Source organism: Verrucomicrobia bacterium CG1_02_43_26, assembly GCA_001872735.1.
Lineage (GTDB): Bacteria > Verrucomicrobiota > Verrucomicrobiia > Opitutales > CG1-02-43-26 > CG1-02-43-26.
Genome location: MNWT01000006.1, coordinates 1 through 19,547, shown reverse-complemented (window position 1 = coordinate 19,547; position 19,547 = coordinate 1). Strand labels below are relative to the sequence as shown.

At 43.6% G+C, this 19,547-nt stretch carries 19 protein-coding genes and 1 tRNA gene; 13 read left to right on the top strand and 7 right to left on the bottom strand.

Features of this window, described 5'->3' with window-relative positions; all coding sequences use genetic code 11:
* Positions 1-22: 22 nt before the first annotated feature.
* The 7 genes from AUJ82_02235 (at position 23) to AUJ82_02205 (ending at position 7,651) form a co-directional block, all read left to right on the top strand.
* Positions 23-544 carry a hypothetical protein gene (locus tag AUJ82_02235; GenBank protein OIO60265.1) on the top strand — a complete coding sequence of 174 codons (522 nt, stop codon included), beginning with the start codon at positions 23-25 and terminating at the stop codon, positions 542-544.
* 27 nt (positions 545-571) lie between these two features.
* Entirely contained in the window at positions 572-1,483 is a 912-nt protein-coding gene (locus AUJ82_02230; protein ID OIO60264.1) for a 4-hydroxythreonine-4-phosphate dehydrogenase PdxA, read from the top strand.
* Between the two features lie 95 nt (positions 1,484-1,578).
* A complete protein-coding gene (locus tag AUJ82_02225) occupies positions 1,579-2,496 on the top strand; it encodes a hypothetical protein (GenBank protein ID OIO60263.1) in 918 nt (305 codons plus the stop codon).
* A gap of 153 nt (positions 2,497-2,649) precedes the next feature.
* On the top strand, positions 2,650-3,264 hold the full coding sequence (locus AUJ82_02220) for a translation initiation factor IF-3 (GenBank protein OIO60262.1): 615 nt from the start codon (positions 2,650-2,652) through the stop codon (positions 3,262-3,264).
* Positions 3,265-3,292: 28 nt separating this feature from the next.
* On the top strand, positions 3,293-4,270 hold the full coding sequence (locus tag AUJ82_02215; protein OIO60261.1) for a hypothetical protein: 978 nt from the start codon (positions 3,293-3,295) through the stop codon (positions 4,268-4,270).
* 45 nt (positions 4,271-4,315) lie between these two features.
* Positions 4,316-5,950 (top strand): hypothetical protein, encoded by a 1,635-nt coding sequence (locus AUJ82_02210; protein OIO60260.1) that lies wholly within the window; start codon positions 4,316-4,318, stop codon positions 5,948-5,950.
* 114 nt (positions 5,951-6,064) lie between these two features.
* Positions 6,065-7,651 carry a hypothetical protein gene (locus tag AUJ82_02205; protein ID OIO60259.1) on the top strand — a complete coding sequence of 529 codons (1,587 nt, stop codon included), beginning with the start codon at positions 6,065-6,067 and terminating at the stop codon, positions 7,649-7,651.
* A gap of 91 nt (positions 7,652-7,742) precedes the next feature.
* Here the strand turns inward: AUJ82_02205 and AUJ82_02200 are convergent, their stop codons facing one another.
* The 5 genes from AUJ82_02200 to AUJ82_02180 form a co-directional block, all read right to left on the bottom strand.
* A complete protein-coding gene (locus AUJ82_02200) occupies positions 7,743-8,321 on the bottom strand; it encodes an ATP-dependent Clp protease proteolytic subunit (GenBank protein ID OIO60468.1) in 579 nt (192 codons plus the stop codon).
* Positions 8,322-8,450: 129 nt separating this feature from the next.
* On the bottom strand, positions 8,451-8,750 hold the full coding sequence (locus AUJ82_02195) for a hypothetical protein (GenBank protein OIO60258.1): 300 nt from the start codon (positions 8,748-8,750) through the stop codon (positions 8,451-8,453).
* A 166-nt stretch (positions 8,751-8,916) separates the two neighbouring features.
* Entirely contained in the window at positions 8,917-9,207 is a 291-nt protein-coding gene (locus AUJ82_02190; protein OIO60257.1) for a hypothetical protein, read from the bottom strand.
* Positions 9,208-9,432: 225 nt separating this feature from the next.
* On the bottom strand, positions 9,433-9,735 hold the full coding sequence (locus tag AUJ82_02185; GenBank protein ID OIO60256.1) for a hypothetical protein: 303 nt from the start codon (positions 9,733-9,735) through the stop codon (positions 9,433-9,435).
* Positions 9,736-9,905: 170 nt separating this feature from the next.
* A tRNA-Phe gene (locus tag AUJ82_02180) sits at positions 9,906-9,981 on the bottom strand.
* A gap of 289 nt (positions 9,982-10,270) precedes the next feature.
* Here AUJ82_02180 and AUJ82_02175 point away from each other — a divergent pair.
* The gene (locus AUJ82_02175) at positions 10,271-10,573 is read left to right on the top strand and encodes a phosphocarrier protein HPr (protein OIO60467.1); all 303 of its coding nucleotides are present in this window, start codon (positions 10,271-10,273) and stop codon (positions 10,571-10,573) included.
* A 6-nt stretch (positions 10,574-10,579) separates the two neighbouring features.
* Here the strand turns inward: AUJ82_02175 and AUJ82_02170 are convergent, their stop codons facing one another.
* The gene (locus AUJ82_02170; protein OIO60255.1) at positions 10,580-12,103 is read right to left on the bottom strand and encodes a proline--tRNA ligase; all 1,524 of its coding nucleotides are present in this window, start codon (positions 12,101-12,103) and stop codon (positions 10,580-10,582) included.
* Positions 12,104-12,230: 127 nt separating this feature from the next.
* Between AUJ82_02170 and AUJ82_02165 the strand changes: the two genes are divergently transcribed.
* From AUJ82_02165 to AUJ82_02150, 4 genes are all read left to right on the top strand, one after another.
* Positions 12,231-13,097, top strand: a complete 867-nt coding sequence (locus tag AUJ82_02165; GenBank protein OIO60254.1) for a branched-chain-amino-acid transaminase — start codon at positions 12,231-12,233, stop codon at positions 13,095-13,097.
* A 90-nt stretch (positions 13,098-13,187) separates the two neighbouring features.
* Entirely contained in the window at positions 13,188-13,682 is a 495-nt protein-coding gene (locus AUJ82_02160; protein ID OIO60466.1) for a hypothetical protein, read from the top strand.
* Between the two features lie 7 nt (positions 13,683-13,689).
* The gene (locus AUJ82_02155) at positions 13,690-14,769 is read left to right on the top strand and encodes a protein arginine kinase (GenBank protein OIO60253.1); all 1,080 of its coding nucleotides are present in this window, start codon (positions 13,690-13,692) and stop codon (positions 14,767-14,769) included.
* 109 nt (positions 14,770-14,878) lie between these two features.
* Positions 14,879-17,368 carry an NDP-hexose 4-ketoreductase gene (locus AUJ82_02150; GenBank protein ID OIO60252.1) on the top strand — a complete coding sequence of 830 codons (2,490 nt, stop codon included), beginning with the start codon at positions 14,879-14,881 and terminating at the stop codon, positions 17,366-17,368.
* 9 nt (positions 17,369-17,377) lie between these two features.
* Here the strand turns inward: AUJ82_02150 and AUJ82_02145 are convergent, their stop codons facing one another.
* Positions 17,378-18,445, bottom strand: a complete 1,068-nt coding sequence (locus AUJ82_02145) for a dihydroorotate dehydrogenase (quinone) (GenBank protein ID OIO60465.1) — start codon at positions 18,443-18,445, stop codon at positions 17,378-17,380.
* Between the two features lie 333 nt (positions 18,446-18,778).
* Between AUJ82_02145 and AUJ82_02140 the strand changes: the two genes are divergently transcribed.
* Positions 18,779-19,547 (top strand): hypothetical protein (locus AUJ82_02140; protein OIO60251.1); only part of this gene is annotated, 769 nt, incomplete at its 3' end.

The following is a 19,547-nucleotide window of genomic DNA, read 5'->3' as shown; positions in this document are numbered from 1 at the left end:
GTAACATAAAAATAATAGAAAAATGAAAACAATTGTTTTAATTACATTGATTGCCATTGCCGGCTTAGACGCTGTATATGCTGCTATACCGCAAAGCATTACCTGCTATACCCAATTCGGTTTTACGCAGAAAGAGTTAGAGGATGAGGAAGCCAGTATATTATTTTTTGAAAATCTTTTTCAGGTCTTTCAATCTAATCTAGATCAACACACAGGGCATGAAGATCTAAAACAACTATGCGCTCAAGCAAATACAAAATTTATTGAATATAGAAATCTCGTTAATTCAGATACCCCTTGTAGTAAAGCACACTGTATTGCTACAGAATCCCTTGCCTTAACATTAGGTCAGCAACTAAGGGAACTCATCGCAAAAAAGGCAGAGCGTTTTGGCCATAATTATAACGAAGCGCAAAAAAAACAAGCAGAACAATTGTTAAGCGCTTTTGCGGATGGAACCAACTATATCCAAGCGCGGCTCGAAAAAAATAAACAATCAACTAGATTTGATCTTGAGCAAGCATTGGGGAAACAAGAGCTTTGATATGATATCGATTAGGCATTGTACCTTATGAGCAGCTTGCCTATTGCTATTACCTGTGGAGATCCCTCAGGTGTCGGTCCTGAAGTGATTTCAGCTTGGCTATCAAGTTGCCGCGAGTCGTTAAATAATTATTGCTTTATCGGGCCTGCTCAATGGCTAGACGCTCTGTCTGCGGTAAATAAAATGGTAGTTGGCAATGGCTCTTATGTACTTACTCCGGGCAAGCCTTCTCTTGAAGGGGCTAAAATTGCTTTTGATGCCCTGAGAATTGCCGCAGAGGGCTGTGTGAATAAACAATTTTCCGGGGTCGTTACTGGCCCTGTAAATAAGCACGAAATGCAACAGGTTGGCTTCCATTACCCAGGCCAAACGGAATTCTTTGCGGATGTTTGGGGGGGAGAGCCTGTCATGGCATTTGCAGGGGGCAAGCTTCGAGTGGTTCTTGCCACCTGGCACATTCCGCTTATGCAAGTTGGCCGGTATTTAACTAAAGAAGCCCTTACAGCATCCATAGTCGCGGCTCATGACCTCTGCTTATCTTTGGGAATACTCGAGCCTAGAATAGCCGTCTGTGGCCTAAATCCGCACGCAGGGGAGGGCGGTTTGCTTGGAAGTGAAGAGCTTTCATGGATCAATCCTCTGCTTCAAGCCCTCCAAATCCAATTTACTGGGCTTTTGCCTAAAACGCTTCCCGCAGACACCCTTTTTTGGCGGCATTCTCAAGGCGAATTTGATATCGTTGTCGCTCTCTACCACGATCAGGGACTAGCCCCGCTCAAATTAATCGATTTTGATACCTCAGTAAACATCACTCTCGGGCTTCCATTCATCAGAACGAGCCCAGATCATGGCACTGCCTATAATATCGCCGGCAAGGGCATCGCTAGCCACAAAAGCTTCAAAAATGCCATCAGTTTAGCAAAAAAACTAATTAATTAAGTAGTTTGCTGTAATTTTAGTTTCAAGGGGTAGTGTTTTTATTGTATTATAATACGTTATGTTATTGACATTATGTTCATTTATTTGTACTATTGATGATGAATATGATATCAAGAACTAAATCCACATCCTGTAAGAGAGACCTTACTTCTAGCGAAATTGATAATGGTGAAAGAACCGTTAAGCGGAGTAAGGTTAATAAGGACTTTAGTATAAAGGGTTCAAGCTTGGATAGTCGTAAAGTTGAAACGAAAAAAAAATATAATTGGGGCTTCCAAAAGGGGATGGAAGTGATTTCAAGTCTTTATACCGAAATTGCAGAAGGCGTCAAAAAATTTACCAATACCGTCTATAAAACGATTATGAACCCCTCGGATCATGGGCATAATTGTGGTTTGATTTCCATAAATTACGCACTTATTTCTGAGTTCCAAAACATTCCTAATAGCGAGGATAGAAAAGCGTTCATCGATAAGTACAGAACTTTTTTATTAAAGGGGCTAGATAGCGCGGTAGTAGAGGAGAATGGTGCTCAGCAAGAGTCGTACGAGGCCCGATATAGTCGTATGAGCAAAGGGGCTTCTTTAATGTTAGACTTTTTAGATCAAATCGAGCAAGAACCTTTTACAGCATTAGATCGTTTTGAAAAATTAATTGCTGGAGAAGAGAACAGCTTAGCTGTTTTTGGGCTTATGCGAAACGCGATTGCGCACCAAGTCAAAGCAGAGCTCAATGGCGCAGACATGAGTGATGATTTTCGTTTAAGCAAAGAGGATCTTTGTGATCTCATGAGTATTAAAGATGGAACCTTTAATCAGGATATTTCGCCATGTTTGTCTACTGCGGTAATGGGTGCATTTTTAAAGGGTTTAAATCTTAAAATGACTTGCGTGACACAGTATGGCTTAGAGAATCTAGGTAACGAGAATGTCGAAAGTCAGGCAATGAATATGCATAAATATGCCCTGTTTCTGCATTCTGAAAAAAGCCACTTCTACCTGCTTAGCCAATAAGCTTTTTATAAGTAAGATTGTTAATCACTTGTCTTTCTTTCAGCTTAAGAAAAAGATTGAAACAAAGCGGTTTTCCGGTGTATCATCACCTATGAAAGTTCGTTTTACTTTAGCTTTCATATCATCAACCACAATACAACTAATCAAGAATTAATGACCGGAAAATCCTTTTCAGGGAATAAACCACCCTATTTTAAACGACGCGACAACCAACGTACCTCAAAGCATAGAAGAAACGAACGTATCCGAGTCCCTCAAGTCCGTCTTATCGCCTCTGATGGCAGGCAAATTGGAGTTGTTCCTACAGAGGATGCTCTAGCTCTCGCAAAAAAAGAGCAATTAGATTTAGTCGAAATTTCTCCCGATGCACGTCCTCCGGTTTGCAAAATTCTTGATTATGGCAAATTCCTGTATGACGAGGGTAAAAAAACAAAGGGTACTAAAACCAATGTTACCAAGTTAAAGGAAGTCAAGCTACGGCTCAATATCGATACCCATGACTACGAAACAAAAATGCGTCACGCAGAACGCTTTCTTCATGATGGTAATAAGGTAAAAGTAACCCTCGCTTTTCGTGGTCGTGAAATGGATAACCGGCAAATGGGTTTCGAAATCCTCAATCGCACGGTCAGTGACTTGGAGCAAATAGGCACCCCTGATGCGCCGCCTCGTTTTGCGGGCAGGAATTTATCCGTTACGCTGTCTCCTTTACCGGAAAAAAAGCGTAAGCTGAAATTTAACGTCCAAGACGAAACAGAAGAGGCATAATCCCCATGGCCTTCCCATGTCCTAGCATATGAGAAGGTATCAGCTTGCTTTTTTTGCCTTACTGTTAGTCGGTCTTGTATCGCCTCTACTCACGCAAGTACAGGCAAATCAGGCCAAGATTAACGGCATCTTCTATTTTCCCATTAAGGAGATGGGAAAAAAGATGGGCTTGAAGTTTTATACGATCGCCAAGGACGAACAGGTAGGGCTAAAGGGGAAAACAGCTCGATTCACGTTTCGTAAAGATAGCGCAACGATTACCCTGAACGGGCATATCATTCTGCTTGAATACCCTGTAAAATGCCATAATGGGAAATTCTATTTAAGTCAGCATGATTATAAAAATACCTTGGCTCCTCTGTTATTACCCCATGCGCAGGGTTTTCCGCCCAAGCTTTATAATATTGTGATTGATGCCGGCCATGGCGGGAAGGATCCCGGGACTACTAACACAGGGCTTAATTTGAAAGAAAAGGAGATGGCTTTGGACGTCGCAAAGCGTTTGCAAAAGCTTCTGATCTCAGCAGGTTATTCCGCAACTTTAACGCGTAGTAACGATACTTTTATTGAACTAGGTAGGCGCTCGAGTATCGCCAATGCTGCTAATGCAGATCTGTTTGTCAGCGTCCACTTTAATTCTGTAGGCAGTAACAAGCAAAACGTTGCGGGCATAGAAACCTACGTCCTCAGATCCATAAACAATCAAAATTATTCAGGCAACAAGAACAACGCTTGGAATGTTTTGGTCGGCTACTATGTGCAGACTTCCTTGCGTCAATACGTGAATGGAAATGATCGAGGCCTCAAGCGCGCTAATTTTAAGGTCTTAAAAGACATTACATGCCCGGGTATCTTAGTCGAAGCAGGCTTCATCAGTAACCCTAAGGAAGCTTCCAAGATATCATCCGCTGCTTACCGGCAAAAGCTGGCTCAAGGGATCATGAATGGTATTTTGCAATACAATCGATCTTTAAATAATGCCCGAGCAATCGTTAAAAACAAATAATACATAAAGTATTGTTTCATGCAACGAAACCTATAGAATACACGTATGCGCACTTGGCTCATCTGTACCCTTATTTTATCCTGCACTTTCTCTCTCTTTGCCCGGGAGCCTAAGCCGGAAAACATAGTCGTCCTCGCAAATAAAAATTTGCCCAAATCTCGAGCAATCGCCGAGTACTACATGCAGATGAGAAATATCCCTAAGGAAAATCTCATTGAGCTCGATACGGCTTTGTCTGAAGAAGTTTCCTGGAAAGAATTTGTTGATACCGTTTTTAATCCTTTGCTGGCTACTTTGGTTGAGCAAAAATGGATTGAAGCCCATGATGCCAACAATTTTGATTTAGAGGGTCGAATAAACCTTATACCGTTTGGCCATAAAATAGACTTTCTAGTTGTCTGTAAGGGCATCCCTCTAAAAATTGCCCAAGACCAAGAGATTCTCGATAAAGAAAATGAAGGGGAGAAGGATATCTGGGATGATGAATTTGAAGTTAATTACGCTGCTGTGGATAGCGAGCTAGCACTTCTTGCTTATCCTGATGCACAGTCCATCGGCTACATCGAGAACCCTCTGTTTCGCAACAAATCCCCTTCGGATGATATCACTCAAAAAATTATCTTGGTTGCGCGTTTAGATGGCCCTTCCGAAACAGCCATCAAGCGCATCATCGATAACGCAATTATCGCAGAACAAACCGGTCTGCAGGGAAGAGCCTATATCGATTTAGGCCCGTCTGGCCCGGATCGTAGGGGTAATCGCCTGCTAGAAGTTACCGCGGCTTACATCGATGAACTCGGTTTCGACCTCGCAATCGATTACTCTGAGGGAGAACTGATAGGCCCGGATGACCGTTTCGATGCTCCCGCGATTTACTTCGGTTGCTGGACTAAAAATATGGCTGGCCCGATTGCGGAGGACGAATTCCTATTCCCTCCCGGGGCAATCGGTGTCCATTTACATAGTACATCCGCCCAAACCCTTCATTCACATACGGATGGCTGGGTTGGCCCCTTGGTCGCTCACGGTATCACTGCGACTCTGGGCAACGTCTACGAACCTGAAATCAATCTTTCCTATCGCATCGATCTTTTGCTGGAAGCCCTTGCGGCTGGTCACACTCTTGGTGAAGCCGCTTTTTATGCACTGCCTGTCTTGAGTTGGCAAGGGGTTCTCATTGGAGACCCGCTCTACCGTCCTTTTAAAGTAGATCTCAAAGAGCAGCTCCAAGAAGTTAATAGGCATCCTACATGGCTCGGTCAATATGCTGTTATTCGCAAAATGCGATTATTGGAAGAAGTCGGTCTCCTATCAGAGGCAGTTCAGGAGGGCAAAAACTACTTAGCAAAATTTAATGGATTGGCTCTAGCCTTACTGACCGCTAAAATGCAAGTCCTTGAAGGAGATCCTCTAGATGAGGTGCTAAAGACGCTCGCATTTACGCAAGAGCTGGCTTATATCGATCCAGAAGAACAGGTCTTGGCGAGCGATATTGCTAAATTCTATGCCTCTCTGGATGCCATCAATCAAGCAATTAGACTTTATATAATCTTGGTAGAGCAATCTCAAGTACCCAAGAATCGTCTGGAGTTTATTCTTCCGGATGCTATGCGCATTGCCTGGAGGCATGGCGAAGCCCTTCTGGCGACAAAATGGGCAGACCAATTGTCTAAGCTTTAAGTTGCGCTTTACAGGTTCGCCAAAACCTGCTTTAATTTCATGCTTTACTTGAACGCTGTCGGATTATTGCGTCATAGTTCGGGATAATTTATTTATAAATAAAAGACATAAGCTATGATTAATAAAATTAAATTAAAGTCTCCGCCTACTAAATATCATACTTGGCATCAGTACTTTTCTTCTTGGAGTTGTTCCAGGAAAGTCGATAAAGAAATTACCCTTGATCTGAAACAACGGAATCTCCAGTACTTAACCGATACTGTGGGAGTAACTATTACAGAAAAGGATCTTAAGAATCGTAAGATAGATATTGATTTAAAAAAAGAGCTTTCCCTTGATGATATGCAATCAATCTTAATAGCCTATCTAAAAGTATTAAAGCAGAAGTATGGTTCGGACACGGTTTTTGTAATACATCCTACTTTCCGGGAGTTACTGTGGATGAATAGAAGGGTATTATTCATTGGGCTTATTATGCAGATTTTGTGTTATTCTTTAGCTCGCTCAAGTCATCAGCCGAAAGTTCAGTTAAGTAAACCAAATCTCTCACCGCTTGATTTTAAAACAGCAGGTTTCTTGTCTAAGCCCTATAACTTTTCGCAACCATGCGGTGGGATTCAGATACCAAAATTTAACTGTAGTAACACGATATATAACAGGTACGAACAAGGCTTTCTTAAGAAAACAAGGGTGATTACTCAAGTAAACCCCAATTGGTTACATGCTGAAGATGTTTACAAACTGCCGTATTCTGTTTGGCGCGGCTTTGATATCAAAGAGGAAATGAATTTTGATAAATTTAAAGTGGTTAAAACTCAAGGTGGCTCAACGGAGGGCTACGTTGCTTCGAAATTATATAAAATTTGTTCTCCCAAATATCCACTGAAGCAGATTGTTGGGTCGGAGCGTGATGGCGCGCCTGTAATTATTCAACGGATACCTGAGAATCAAAAAAACTTAGACTCCAAATCAGGTTTCATAAACATTTCCAATTTTGAGGAGTTGATGGTGAATAATCTTTTTCTCGGAAACGAACGGCTAGAGCTTAATCGCTTAATGGTGGAAAGCGTTGGCGAAAATAAACACGTCGTTTACCCAAGGGATTTAAGTTTTTCAGGTAGTTTTTCAGATCGTAGTACCCTGAGATCTTGGTTTGAAAATGCGTTTGCTCATAAATACCCAGATCTAGTAAAGATTGATTTGGCGAATCTCGCTAACGTCTTTGAAGATATGTATTCCCGCTTAAGTGAAAAGCGTATTGATGAGGTGATCAGTACCGCGGCAACTGCACTTCAGGAAAGCAAAATGGATTTCTCTTGGTACGAGGGATCACCTGTTCGAGAAAAATGGGAACAATCGCTAAAGGCGCGAAGGCAGCTCTTGGCCGATATCTCAAGAGGACTGCATCTCGAAGACGCAATCCGCAAAGTCGATTTGAAGCGGTTCAAGGAGTTGTTTCATAAACGGGGTTATAATGCTGAGGGCCAATACCATTGGCTTATGCCGGATTGTTATTCTGCACTATCCGCATATCCTCGTTTAACCAACGTGAAGGAATCAAATTTACTGACACCTATTCAGCTTATCAAAGCCTACTATAGACAGGAGTTGATCGGCGGGGATGACGCCAAGGATTTGATTCGATTCATTCGCGTGAGAATCATAAGCAGCAAGCAGAAATTTCCTTTTCAAGAGAATTGATCAAAATAGGCATGGGGTTGCTTTTTGTTCTTAAAACACAAAAGCCCATGAAAAACATTCATGGGCTTTTATTACAATAAAATTTAAAAGTTTAGATAAACTTGTCTACGATTTTGTCTGCAAGCCCGTACGCAATCGCTTCCTTAGCGGTCATGTAGAAATCGCGATCCGTGTCCTTTTGAATCTTCTCTAGAGGCTGGCCGGATGCTTTGGATAAAATTTCATTCAACTCGCTGCGCAAACGCTCCATTTCCTGAGCCTGTATGTTAATGTCCACCGCGGGCGCGATAATACGGCCCATAATTAATGGCTGGTGGATTAACACACGTGAATGCGGGTACAAAAAGCGCCTACCTTTTTCCGGCGCGCTTAATAGGATTGAGCCCATGCTAGCAGCCATCCCCGTCACGATCACATTTACAGGAGATTCGATCATCTTGATCGTATCATAAACAGCCATTCCCGCAGTAATAGAACCACCGGGGGTGTTGATATAAAAATTGATATCCTTGCCCGGGTTAACGGCTTCCATATAAAGCAGTTGCTCCGTCACCGCTTTCGCGGAATCATCATCCACACCGCCCCATAGGAATATCTTTCTTTCCTCTAAAAAACGGTTCTGAATAACGTGGCTTACACTATCTTGTTTGTCTTTCTTTTCTTTAGACATGGTTTTTTTTAATAAATGTTTATTCTTAAAAGCTTCTTGCACTCTAGGGCAAAAAACTAAAAAGGTCTATACTAATAAAAAAAACGGGCAAAAAATTGCCCGTCTTTTGGCTTTAAAATAGAAAATCGTTTAATTTCCCTTTTTCGTCTTGTTGTTTTTCATGCAGGGATTGCAGGAATTCTTTTTCTTCATGTCTTTGTTACAAGGCTGACACGCATTCTTTTTCATCATGTCTTTTTTGTCACACGCATTTTCGCATGGGTTTGGATACATGTACTCGCAGGGGTTCTCCATGCAAGCATTGAGGCAGGGGTTCATTTCGCAAGGATTCGGGTTGCAAGGATTACTTCCGTAATGTGGTTCCGCACTCATCCATGATCCAAAGCCAATTAAGGCCAAGGTAAATAAGGTAATGATCTTTTTTTTCATAAGGGTTAGCTTTCGTTAATAATTTTTACCTACTGGGCAAATTTTGCCTAGTCTAGGTAACGTTATTTTTCGCCCTCGTGTCGCTGTCGTCAACCTTTTTTCTTCTTATATAAAAAAAGAGCAACCGGAAAGTTGCTCTTTTTTATTTCAATGAAAGTGATCTATTCTAATACTTATGGTTTTTCATCTTTTGATTGGCCTCATCTTTCTTCTTTTGCGCATCGTTCTTCATGTCCTTGGCGTCATCTTTCTTTTTTTGAGCATCCTTCTTGGCATCGTCAGCTTTTTTATTCATCATGTCAGACTTGTCTTTCATGTTTTTCTTCATGTGCTCTTGGCATGCATTTTTATCCATGCCGTTCATCATTCCCTTTTCGCAGGGGTTTTGAGCTGCAAAACTCCAGCTTGTAGCACCAATGGTGAGGGTAAGAAGTAAGGTAATAATTTTTTTTCTCATAGCATTGTGGGGTTGATTTTTAGGTAGCTGAAAATGGCATTCATCGTCACTCTCATCTTAGTATCGTTATTTTCTTACGCTTCAATACAGGGTGTCAACTTTATTTGTAGATAACAAATCCTGAAAAAAAAGTCTTTAAATGGATTAAACCAACTGCAAATCCAAACAAAAAGCAGCCGGGAATACCCAAGCTGCTTTTTAAAGTTTAACTCTATTAAAGTGGATTTATCGAGTCATTTTAGACTGCTTTTCTTTCTCTTTTGCGTCACGCATCATAATACGTGATTCTTTTTTCTTGGCTCTGGCTTCTTTGCGCATTTGCTTTGCATCGAGCATAGCATCTTTAGCCTTATCCATTTTTTCTTTGGATTCTGCCATCATCTCTTTGGCTTCTGTCATCATTGCATTGGCCTTAGCTTCCATTTTAATAGCGCAAGGGTTCTGCATTGCTTCGCCGCTTTCCGCGTACATCCAGCCAGAGGTGGTGATAATCCCTGCAAAAAGTAGTGTGAGTAGTTTTTTCTTCATTGGGTTTTTGTTGTTTGTCTTTTCGGGTTTCGTTCTAAAGAAAAATTTAGAAACGTGTTATTACTTTTTGTCCGCTTCAAAATCAAAGGTCAATAATTTTTCTTATCAAAGATGATAACGGCTCGCAAAAAATAACGTTTTTGAGGTATTCAATAAATAGGGGGAATAAGTGGTGGCGAGAGGCGGAATCGAACCGCCGACACAAGGATTTTCAGTCCTCTGCTCTACCGACTGAGCTATCTCGCCGACTTGTTGTAGATATCGTAGCAATTTGCCGCCTCACGTCAACTGCTTTTTGATTTTTATTTTCATACGGGTTCGCAAATCACACAACTATCGAGCTGGGTTTATCCTATGGTTCCTTTATCCATCAAGGGGTTTATTCGCATATTTTTCTTGACGACACTCCCACTCAAATCTAAGAATCTTACTTTGTCTGTGTTGCTTTTTATTAAGCGCCTACAATCCCATTACCCTTATTATCAACTTCTTTTTTTGAAAAAAAATTTATTTACTTGTTGTGGATCAAAAAATCGTGGAATCTAGTGATGTGACAGCAGCTAAAGGAGCTAAAGAACGTACTTTGATCGTGAAGAACAAAATGGGTATTCACGCGCGTCCTGCTGCCATGATTGTTCGCGTTTCCAATCGCTACAATGATACCGAGGTGTGGATTCGCAAAAACTCCGAAGAAATAAACGCAAAAAGTATCATGGGGCTAATGATGCTTGCTGCCGCGAAGGGTTCTGAACTTCTATTCATCGCCGATGGCCCAGGGGCAGATGCCTTGCTGGACGAAATGGAAGATCTTTTCGATCGTCAGTTCGAAGAAATGTAAGCTCCTTTAATAGGATTTTGCGAAGTAAACGCGCTGTTTACTGGGTTCTCCTGTAATAACGCATTTGCCCGGTTCCTTGTCTTCTTCAATCGGTATACAGCGTATCGTCACTTTCAGGTCTTTCTTGATCTGTTCTTCAACTTCCGCGCTGCCGTTCCAGTGAGCGTAGGCAAATCCACCGTGTATCTCGGGTTTATTCTCGTTCTTCGGCGTAAAGAACGCATAAAAATCTTCTTTGTTGTCTATTTTGACGGTATTGGCGGCTACAAAATCACGTGCTCGTTGTAATAAGGTATTTTGTATCTCGTCAAGAATATCGGCAACGTTTGCCAAAAGGTCTTTGCGGTTGATGGATTTTCGATCGCTAGGGTCGTTATCTCTTCTGCCCATGAACATAGCATCATTTTCAATATCCCGAGGTCCAATTTCTAAAATAATCGGTACGCCTTTCTTTACCCACTGCCAGCGCTTGTCTCCTCCTCGTATATCCCGTTGGTCAACTTCTACTTCAAGTATTCGGCCAAAATAACAAATGCTTTCTAGTGATTGCTTCAATGCTTGAACATATTCAAGTACCATCGCTTTCGTTTCTTCTTTGTGTAGAACGGGTAGGATAACGATGTGCGTTGGCGCAAGTCTGGGTGGCATTATAATTCCATTGTCATCCCCGTGCGTCATGATCATCCCGCCAATGACGCGCGTACTCATTCCCCAAGAGGTCGTCCAGGCATACTGTTCTTTGCTGTCTTGGTCCAAAAAGCGTATGTTGGCGGATTTTGAGAAATTTTGCCCCAAAAAGTGCGATGTTCCTGCTTGTAATGCTTTCTTGTCTTGCATTAACGCTTCTATGCAGAAAGTAATATCGGCTCCGGGAAAGCGTTCACTTTCCGTTTTTTCTCCTTTTATAACGGGCATTGCCAAATACTGTTCGCAAAATTCTACATAAACATCCAGCATCTGGCGGGTTTCCTGTAGGGCTTCTTCTTTAGTCGCGTGCGCCGTATGGCCTTCTTGCCACAGAAACTCCATGGTTCGCAAAAACATCCGGGTACGCATTTCCCAACGGACAACATTGGCCCACTGGTTTATCAATAGGGGTAAATCTCGGTGCGATTGTACCCATTTTGAAAACATCTCTCCAATTATGGTTTCCGAAGTGGGGCGCACCACCAAGGGCTCTTCTAAGGGGGAGGCGGGTACGAGTTCGCCGTCTGGTCCTACTTCCAATCGAGAATGCGTGATTACCGCGCACTCTTTGGCAAATCCTTCTACGTGTTTTGCTTCTTTTTCCAAATAGCTTTTCGGAATAAAGAGGGGGAAGTAAGCGTTCTTGTGGCCCGTGTCTTTAAATTTTTTATCCAGTACTCTTTGTATGTTTTCCCATAAGGCATATCCCCAGGGTTTGATCACCATGCACCCGCGCACCGGAGAGTTTTCTGCAAGATCCGCCCCTTTGATTACTTGTTGATACCACTCGGGGTAATCTTCTGCTCTCGTGGGTGTTATGGCTGTTTTTGTTTTCGTGCTCATGCTCGCTCTTTCCTGAATGATAAGTCTACTATCCTATTTTTAACAGCTTGAAAGACAATATTATTTTCTGTCATTGCTGGACATACCGTTCGTTTTCCTTTATGAAGGGTAAATCACTTTTAAGCTTATGAAGATATACATTAACGGAAAACTTTTCGATAAAGAAGATGCTAAAATCTCTGTGTTTGACCACGGTCTTCTCTACGGCGATGGGGTCTTCGAGGGCATTCGCCTCTACGAAAATTGTGTCTTTAAACTCGATGAACACTTGGAGCGGCTCGAATACTCCGCAAAGGCCATTATGCTCCACTTGCCATGGTCGCGTCAGGAAATTTCTGATGCCGTATGCGAACTGTGCCGTACCAATGGCCTTGTAGATGGTTATATTCGTCTGGTCGTCACTCGTGGCCCGGGAGATCTAGGCATAGACCCTTCTAGCTGCAAGGATCCTCAATTAATCATCATTGCAGACAAAATTAAGCTCTATCCGGAAGAGTTTTACAAAAACGGCTTAAAGATCATCACCGTTCCCACAAGGCGCAACGATCCGGATGCATTGCCGCCAATGATCAAGTCCCTAAACTACCTGAATAACGTCCTCGCCAAAATGGAGGCCAAGCAACATGGTTACATGGAAGCCATCATGCTCAACGCCAATGGCTTAGTGTCCGAGTGTACGGGTGACAACCTTTTTATCGTCCATAAGGGCAAACTGTTCACTCCGGAGTCCTCCCAGGGAGCGCTCAAGGGAATTACCCGCCAATGTATTATCGAGATTGCCGAGTCCCTTAACGTACCGGTTAAAGAATCTCCTCTCACGCGCTACGACGTTTGGAATGCCGATGAATGCTTCCTCACGGGTACCGCTGCCGAGATTATTCCCGTCATCAATATCGATGGTCGCGTTATTGGCACAGGCACGCCTGGGGAATACACTCTTCGTTTCCTAGATGTTTTCCGCAAAAAGGTGACAGAAGAGGGCACCTTGCTCTAATCAATCTTCCAACGCCTCCTAGCATTTTTGTTTCTTTATTGAGCCGAAAATGCTAGGATCATCAATACTATGGGTGACAAGAAAAAGCCAATAAAGTGTGACCTCTGTGAAAAGGAGGCCACGGTTCATTTGACCCAAATTATTAACAGCAAAATGCACAAGATTAACTTGTGTGTAGACTGTGCCAAAGAAAAGGGAATTGCAGATCCCAAAGGCATTTCCATCGAAGATCTTCTTTCCGGTCAATTCGAACAAGCACTAGCTGCTAACCTTTTTCAAACAGGCCAGGTAAGCTGCAAAAACTGCGGCTGTACGACACAAGACTTTAACAACAAAGGTCTCTTGGGCTGCCCACAATGTTATACCGAATTTCATGACCTCTTGATCCCGCTTCTTAAAAGCATCCAAAAGGGCGTGTCCCATGTCGGAAAAGTTCCCAAATGCTCTCTCAATCGTAAGCAACTCAAGTCTAAGCTCAAGGATTTGGAAAAACAACTTCAGCTGGCTATTAAAGAAGAGCGTTACGAGGACGCTGCTCGTTTCCGTGATCAAATTAAATCATTCACAAATAATATAAAGGACTAATCCTATTATGCCTGCGGAAAAATCCCCCATAGAAAAACTGCTAAAAGCTAAGACGGAAATCATTTCTGGCACCGATATCGGCCCCGTTGTACTGAGTACTCGTATTCGTTTGGCTAGAAATTTAGATCGCATATTCCCTGGCCAGGCAGACGAAAAACTGCGCGTGGAGATTTTTAAAAAATGCAAAGAGGCGGCCACGGACATCACGCCCATGAAGCAATCCAGCTGTCTCGAAATTCATAAGCTCAACGAGCTCGAGCGTCAAATATTAGTCGAACGTCATCTCATTAGTCCCGAATTTACAAAATCTCGCAAAGGTTCCGGTGTCATTGTTAACAAGGACCAAAGCTGCGCGATCATGGTGAATGAGGAAGATCACTTACGCATCCAGGTTTTGAAAAGTGGTTTTAATTTTGAAAAAGCTTGGCGGGCCATAGATTCGTTAGATTCTAACCTCGAGGGTAAACTCGATTACGCTTTTTCGCCGGAGTTCGGTTACTTAACCGCTTGTCCCACAAACCTCGGTACCGGCATGCGCGCTTCCGTTATGATGCACCTTCCGGGGCTTGTTATTTCAGACCAAATGGAAAAGGTTATTCGCGCGGTTAATCAACTCGGCATCGCCGTCCGTGGCCTTTTTGGTGAAGGCTCAGATGCCAGTGGTAGTCTCTTTCAGATTTCTAATCAACAAACACTTGGAGAAAGCGAACAACAGATTATCAAACGGCTCACTGGTGTCTTTAATACAATCATTGAACAAGAGCTAAACGCGCGCAATCGCCTCTTGGAGGGGGAGCGCACAAAGCTTCATGATAAAATTGGTCGCGCTTTTGGTATTCTCATTCACGGGCACTGTGTCACTTCAGGCGAATCCATGAACTTGCTCTCTCTCATGCGTCTTGCGGTAGACTTAGGTGTCTTCCCTGAATCACATAGAGCTGCCATCGATTGCCAATTCATCAACTCACAGCCTGGCCATATCCAAATGATCTCAGATCACTTGGTATCTCCGGAAGAACGCGATGGTGTCCGCTCTCAAAATCTGCGTGAGCTCTTTAGATCTTTCCCCGAGCCGTTGTTTCGTTGAGGGAGAAATAGCGTAAACTTTTTACTAACGGTAATTAGCTGTGTAATAGGTTTGTATTTTTTGGAAAAATAAGTTAGCCTGTAAATAAGTACAGAAAGGATCATACATCATGGAGCCAATGAATAACTTTACACCCCGAGCTCAACAGGTCCTTGCCTTAGCTCGAAAAGAGGCAGATCGTTTTTATCACAACTATGTTGGGACGGAACACTTGCTCTTGGGGCTCATTAATCTCGGCCAAGGAGTCGCTGTCAACGTCCTTCAGAAAATGGGGCTCGATCTCGAGACCGTTCGCGCTGCCGTTGAAAAACAGGTTGGCATGGGTGCCGAATCTCAGCCTTCGCCTAACGTTCCTTTTACGCCACGGGTGAAAAAGGTGCTCGCCCTCGCAGGTAAAGAGGCTAAAGCGCTTCACCATTCTTATATTGGCACAGAACACATTCTTCTCGGTCTCTTAAGAGAGGGGGAGGGTGTAGCCGCACGTGTGCTCAAAGCTTTAGATGTTAATATCGAGCGTTGCAGAAACGAAATTCTTGCCGAGCTCGATCCCAACTATTCAGCCGAGCAAGAGTCCATGCTGTCGTCTCCTCCGCCTCAACTTCAATCTGAAGAAAAGCGTGATGTGAAAACACCCGCGCTCAAGGCGTTTGGTCGCGACCTCACCGAAATGGCTCGCAAGGGCGAAATGGATCCTGTCATCGGGCGTCGTGATGAAATTCAACGCGTCATTCAAATTTTATGTCGTAGGACAAAAAATAATCCGGTTCTTATCGGAGAGGCCGGTGTCGGTAAAACCGCCATCGTAGAGGGGCTCGCTCAGGAAATTTCTTCTGGCTTGGTTCCTGAAATTTTGCTCGATCGTAAGGTCGTTACGCTTGACCTCGCTCTCATGGTCGCGGGCACAAAATATCGTGGCCAGTTTGAAGAACGTATCAAGGCTGTTATGGATGAAATCCGTAGGGCTAAGAATATCATTCTTTTTATTGATGAGCTTCATACGATCGTTGGCGCAGGTGCTGCCGAGGGCGCTATGGATGCTTCTAATATTTTTAAACCTGCCTTGTCCCGAGGCGAGCTCCAGTGTATTGGCGCTACCACGCTTGCCGAATATCGCAAATTTATCGAAAAGGATAGCGCGCTCGATCGTCGTTTCCAATCCGTAAAGGTAGAGGCTCCTTCCGTAGAGGATACCATCAGAATTCTCAAAGGGATTCGTAGTAAATACGAGGAGCACCACAATGTTAAATTTACGGATGAGTCTCTTGAGGCCGCTGCAAAGCTTTCAGATCGTTACATCACGGGCAGGTTCCTGCCGGATAAGGCAATCGATATTCTCGATGAAGCTGGTGCGCGTGCTCGTATCGAGGCGCTAAACCGTCCTCCGGAAATCGAGGAATTGACGCGTGAGATCGATCAGGTCTGCTCCCTAAAGGAGGATTCCATTAATGCTCAGGATTTCGAGCAAGCCGCTAAAGCCCGCGATAAGGAAAAACAACTTCGTGAAAAGAAGGAAGTTCTTTTGGAAACGTGGAAAAGTAAGCGCGATGAAATGAAAATTGTCGTGGACGCGGATGCCATGCATCATGTCGTTTCCGCTTGGACGGGTATTCCGCTCAAGAAAATGGAGCGTGCCGAATCCCAGCAACTTCTCGAAATGGAAAAGGAATTGCAGAAACGGATTGTCGGTCAGGACGATGCTACCAAGGTGATCGCTCGTGCCCTTCGTCGTTCTCGCGCGGATTTAAAGGATCCTCGTCGTCCTATTGGTTCTTTCATGTTCCTCGGGCCAACAGGGGTTGGCAAAACCCACTTGGCTAAAATTCTTGCCGAACAAATGTTTGGTAACCAGGATGCCATTATCCAGCTCGATATGTCCGAGTATATGGAGAAATTCGCAGTCTCTCGTCTCATCGGTTCGCCTCCGGGCTATGTCGGTCATGATGAGGGTGGCCAGCTCACCGAAACAGTTCGCAGAAAGCCTTATTCCGTTATCTTGTTTGACGAAATCGAAAAGGCGCACCCCGATGTCGTCCAAATTTTACTGCAAGTGCTTGAAGATGGGCGTCTCACGGATAGCCTCGGTCGTACCGTTGATTTTCGTAATACCATCTTGATCATGACATCTAATGTCGGTGCGGATGCCTTGCAAAAGGATGCCACACTCGGCTTTGGCCATGGTATCAATGCCAGCCAGGACTTCGATAAAATCAAGGAGCGCGTTCTCGATGAAACCAAGCGCATCTTTAAGCCGGAGTTTATTAATCGTATCAGCGAAATTGTTATCTTCCATCCGCTCAGTCGCGAAAATGTTAAAGCAATTGTTGACCTCGAGCTCAACAAGGTTTCAAAACGTTTGGCTAACCAGGATATTAAGTTGGAAGTAGCAAGCGATGCTAAAGAGTTTCTGGCTGAAAAGGGTTATGATAAAAAGTTTGGCGCTCGTCCTCTACGTCGCGCAATCGAACGTTACATAGAAGATCCGCTAGCGGAAGAAATCCTATCCGGAAATATCAAAGCCGGTGAGCCTATCCAGGTAAAGGCTAACACAGACAAATTGTCCTTTAAGCAAAAAAAAAAGAGGGCTGAAAAAGTAAAGTAACTTACTTTCTTATACCCAGTCTTTTTGCCGCCAGGCCAAAGAGTTTGCAATGTCCCGTGCCAAAAATGGCCCTTTGAAAATTAGGCCGGTGTAAAGCTGAATTAAGGAAGCACCGGCATCTAATGTCTCGCCCGCGCTCTTGGGATCGGTAATCCCGCCTACTCCAATAATGGGTAGTTTCCCTTCGGTGGCACGATGTATGTATTTGATGATATTCACGGCAGATCCATGTAATGGCTTCCCGCTTAATCCTCCGGATTCATCAATTCCGCTCATGTATTCAGGGCGCTGGGTCGTACTGTTCACCGCGATTATCCCAGCGTATTCTAATGCGGAAATTGTCTCTAGAATAGAATCAATCTCTGTGTAAGAAAGATCAGGAGATATTTTTACAAGCATCGGGACTATGGGTTGCCCCATCTTCCGTGCACGATCAATATTCGCTTTTCTTAACTCTTTTAAAAGTGCGGGTAAATGGTCTTTCCCTTGCAGCTTTCTTAGCCCGGGTGTATTCGGGCTGCTGATGTTGATGGTAAAGTAATCCGCGTAGTCCGCTAGTAAATTGAATGTTGCTAGATAATCTTTCGCGGCTTCTATAATAGGAATGGCCTTTGTCTTTCCTATGTTTATTCCTAGCGGAAAGGCTCTCCGCTTTCCTTTTGGAGATTTGCTAAGGCGTTGTGCCACGGCTTCAGCTCCATCGTTATTAAAGCCTAAGCGATTTATAATCGCTTCGTGTTGCGGGTATCGCAGTATCCTGGGTCGGGGGTTCCCGGGCTGGCGCATGTGAGTAACGGTTCCAATTTCAGCAAAGCCAAATCCAAGCGCTTTTGCCGCCGTCCAACAAACTGCGTTTTTGTCAAACCCGGCAGCCAGCCCAACCATATTAGGAAAGCTCAGGCCAAACAAATTTACCGGATGGCTTTGCTTGTTATTCTGGTTATACCATTCAAATATTCGGCGTACAGGGCCTGCTTGCGCAAGTAATTTAAGTCCCAAGATGGCATAATCATGCATCTTTTCCGGGTCTTGCGTGAAAATAGTGGGTCTAATGAGTTTTTCGTAAAGTACTCCCATGATGTAAACCACTTTCATAACAAAAAAAAACGCTTTTGAAAATAGTAATGTGAGTCTTAGCGCTTCGAGATCAGGGTAGTATGCCTGTAGCGAACTGAAAATAACCAATCCATTACTTGATCCCTGCTAAATAAACAGGCAACCAGCGCTTAGGCGGGCTTCGTTCAAAATGGTTTAAGTGATGAGCATCAACCTTTTTTCAAATCCGGAAGAGCATGCTAGAACAAGGTTTCGTTTCTCTTTGAAAAAATAGGGTAAGAAACTCGAGGCAATCCGGATTTTTTTATTGGATTTAACTAGGGAATAAGGTAAATGATTGTTTGACATTATATTATGGCAAAAGTAGCAAAAAAATTAGAATGGTGTATTGTCCGCTTGGGGGACGATGTGAATTGGTGGGTTGAAGAGATTAGTGATCCCGTGCATTGGGATATTGATGGCTTAGGGATCGTAGATCCGCGCCAAATGAACTACATCGTAGACCACCTTGACCTTGTTGCTCAATATGGTTTTCCTGTGGAGTTGCTTGAAAGCGCTTTTATCAAATTCGCAATCGATAAAGATTTGGGCAAAGGCCGCATCCGCCTCACCCGCACTGCCGGTTCTTTCTTGGCGCAAGATGAGGTTCTCTTTGCACTGCCGGATGTCGTTGATGAAGAGCGTAGCCCTTATGCCGATTTTATCCACCAACTCACGAAGGCTCGAGTGAAAATGCTCAACGACTTAATCGAATTTGAAAGCACGTTTACCATTGATGAGCTCGAGGATGAAATCAGAGATGCTCAAAATGCTGCTTTAATGGAGGGTCGAGCAACTCACGTCTTTACCGAAATTATGAGTATCCTCGATTATATTCCAGAGGGTTATGAGCTCGATCTGGAAGACGAAAAGGCGAGTGATAAGGATTACATCGGAGAGGACTTCCCTGACGTCGAAGAGGAGGACGAGGAATCTATCGAAGAGGACGAAACCATGAAATGGGATGACGATGATGACTACGATGAGGAGGATGATGATTCGGACGAAGACGATCTCGATGATGAGGACGATGATGAGGATGATGAACCTGCTCCAAAATCTAAAAAAGTAGCAAAACCGACAA